The sequence below is a fragment of the Pseudomonas sp. PS02303 genome (assembly GCF_029959925.1).
Lineage (GTDB): Bacteria > Pseudomonadota > Gammaproteobacteria > Pseudomonadales > Pseudomonadaceae > Aquipseudomonas > Aquipseudomonas mandelii.
Genome location: NZ_JASCOM010000420.1, coordinates 1 through 3129, shown reverse-complemented (window position 1 = coordinate 3129; position 3129 = coordinate 1). Strand labels below are relative to the sequence as shown.

Annotated in this window: 2 protein-coding genes; both read left to right on the top strand. The window is 58.3% G+C overall.

What is annotated here, in order from left to right; genetic code table 11:
- Nucleotides 1-146 precede the first annotated feature (146 nt).
- Nucleotides 147-1271, top strand: a complete 1125-nt coding sequence (locus QMX98_RS33525; RefSeq protein ID WP_282412034.1) for a polysaccharide deacetylase family protein — start codon at nucleotides 147-149, stop codon at nucleotides 1269-1271.
- A 347-nt stretch (nucleotides 1272-1618) separates the two neighbouring features.
- Complete coding sequence (locus tag QMX98_RS33520) at nucleotides 1619-3013, top strand: PhoH family protein (protein ID WP_010463104.1); 1395 nt, start codon at nucleotides 1619-1621, stop codon at nucleotides 3011-3013.
- Nucleotides 3014-3129 lie beyond the last annotated feature (116 nt).

Below are 3129 nucleotides of genomic sequence, written 5' to 3'. Positions count from 1 at the left end.
CGAAGGCGGTGTGCCAGTTACCGGTGATGCCAACTGACACACCGCCTTCGCGGGCAAGCCTCGCTCCTACGGGGGTCAGTGCGGCTGCGGGAATGTGGGCAGGATCAGCTATAGTGCCGCGCGGGTTTTGTTATGGAGACATCCCATTGCGTATCGTTTTTCTATTATCGGCCTGGCTATTGAGCTTTGGTGCCATGGCGGCGCTGGGCGATGTGGCGACGCTTGATCGCAGCACCTGGCCGGAAAAGCTCAGCAGCCCGACGCTGTTCGACGTGGCATCACGCGCCGAAATCCTCATGTTTTCGCGGGTGCTGCTGGCGAGCGAGTCGCTGGATGAAGCGAGCCTGGCCCAGCGTCTGGGCCTGCGCAAGATTAATCTGGAGGCCGTCAACAACCTGCGCCAGCGCCTGTGGCAGCGACTGCTGACCAACTACAACTTCGCCCAGCAGAGCTGCGATCAGGATGCCTCCTTCTGTTTCCTCGTCGAAGACATGGACACCCTGCGCCAGCAAGCGGCCAAGTTTCAGGTCAGCGACGACAGCTATTACATCAAGTGGTCGGAGCCGAGCCGGTTGTTCCACGCCCAGTATCTGGATGAGCAACTGCGCAAGGCGGCCCTGTTTCCGCAGAGCAGCAGCGAAGTCGATCGTTTTGGTGACTATGAGCGCAACGGCGAAGAGATGCATGACCGGCTGTTTTTGCTGACGTTCGACAGCGCCGCCAATATCACGCCGGACAACACCGGCTGGGTCTCCGAGTACCTGCGCAAGTCGAACATGAGCGGCACCTTCTTCGTGCTGGGCAAAGACATTCAGGCGCGTCTGGCCGAGCGCTCGGTGGCCAGTCTGCAAGCGACCTATTCAACGCAGTGCATTGGCGTGCAAGGCTGGGAGTTTCGCTCCCACAGCCACTGGCAGGACTGGCAGGACTCGGTGCGCCGCAGCGTCGAGCTGGTCAAAAGCAAACTGCCGGAGAATTACGTGCCGCTGTTCCGTCCGCCCGATGGCCAGCGTCGTTCTGACGCCGAAGGCTTCTTCAAGGCTCAGGGTTTGCAGGTGGCACTGTGGGACATCGATGCCCAGGATGGCGCCGGCAAGCTCAAGGGCAACCCGAGCGCCCAGCGCGTGTTGACGCTGATGCTGCTATGGCGACATGGGGTGATCAACTTCAATGTGAAGCAGGATGCGGTGAAAACGGCGATGCCCTGGCTCATCATGCAAACGGCGCAAAGCGGGATCGGTTGGGAGGACTGTCAGGACGCGTTTCGCTGAAACCGTAAAAAGCCCGGAATCATTGGGGAGGAGGGCGCGGCGGGGTGATTTTCGAGCAGATTTCGATGCAGGCGGACTTCCGACTTTAACGGGGTGATGGCCATCCGCCTAGTGCTATTGGTCACTCTGAAAAATAAACTTCAAAAAAACGTCAAAGTACTTTTTTCTGTCATGGGTTTTGGAGTATTACGAAGACAGACCGCCGAAACCTGCAACACAGGTGGCGTCTTCCAAGACCCTACTTGTTCGCAGTTCACTTGAATCCTCGCAGGTGAATTCGGTGGCCACTTCGAGGCGCAGCACTGTCACGGTATTGCGTCGAATGGCTCCCACAAAGGTGACCGAGTATGGATGATCACGGACGTAGTTCTTCCTCCAACCAGCCAATCCTTTATGTACTCGATACCAACGTATTGATTCACGATCCAAACGCCCTGCTTAATTTCGAAGAACACCACGTTGCCATCCCGATGACCGTGCTTGAGGAGCTGGACAAGCTCAAGAGCGGGCATCACAGCGTGGCCGCAGAATGCCGTCAGGCGATTCGCCTGATCGACAAGACCCTGGGCGATGCCAGCCCCGAAGACGTCGAGCTCGGTGTGCCGATCCAGCGCGGCAAGAGTGGGCCCAAGGGTTTGCTGTCAATTCTGATGAGCAAGCGTGCCGAACCGAACATCATTCTTCCCGAACACCTGAACGACAACATCATCATCAACCAGTTGATTGACCTGCACGCGCGCGAGCCGAAACTGCCCGTGGTGCTGGTCACCAAAGACATCAACATGCGCCTCAAGGCCCGGGCGTGCGGGATCGCGGCCGAGGACTACAGCACCGACCAACTGGTCGATGACGTTTCGTTGCTGCCCAACGGTTACCACAACATGACCGGCTCCTTCTGGGACCGGGTGAGGAATGTCGAAACCCGTCAGGACCACGGTCGCACCTGGCATCAGGTGCAATTGATCGACAACCTGCCGGCCGTCCACATCAACGAGTTCATCATTGACGAACAGGGCTTCGTCGGCTGGATCAAGGAGATAGAGGAAGACCGGCTGCTGATCCTTGACCTGCACCAGGAACCGCTGCTGCACCAGGAAGCGTGGGGCCTTAAACCCCGTGACATCTATCAGAGCCTGGCGCTATACGCCTTGCTTGACCCGGACATCCACCTGGTCAACCTGTCGGGTGCTGCCGGCTCCGGTAAAACCATCCTGGCCCTGGCGGCGGCGATCGAGCAGACCATGGTCAGCAAGCGCTACCGCCGGATCATCGCGACGCGCAGCGTGCAGGGCCTGGACCAGGAAATCGGTTTCCTGCCCGGCACCGAAGCGGAAAAAATGGAGCCTTGGCTGGGCGCCATCACCGACAACCTTGAAGCCTTGCACATGGATGACGAAAACACCCATGGCAGCGTCGATTACATCCTCAGCAAAGTGCCGTTGCAGTTCAAATCCCTCAACTACATTCGAGGCCGCAGCTTCCAGCAGAGTCTGATCCTGATTGATGAATGCCAGAACCTGACACCGCACCAGATGAAAACCATCATCACCCGTGCCGGCGCCGGTTCCAAAGTGGTGTGCCTGGGCAACCTGGCGCAGATCGACACCCCTTACCTGTCCGCGACCAGCTCCGGATTGACATACCTGACCGAACGCTTCAAGGATTTCCCCAACGGTGTACACATCACCCTGCAAGGGGTGCCACGTTCGATACTGGCCGAATACGCCGAAACGCATTTGTAACTACGTCACCAGAACCGGGCGGCCCCAAAAGCCGCCCGGTTTTTTTATGCCCAACACAAATCCCCTTGCAGGAGCGAGGCTTGCCCGCGAAGACGACCGCACATTCAACATCAATC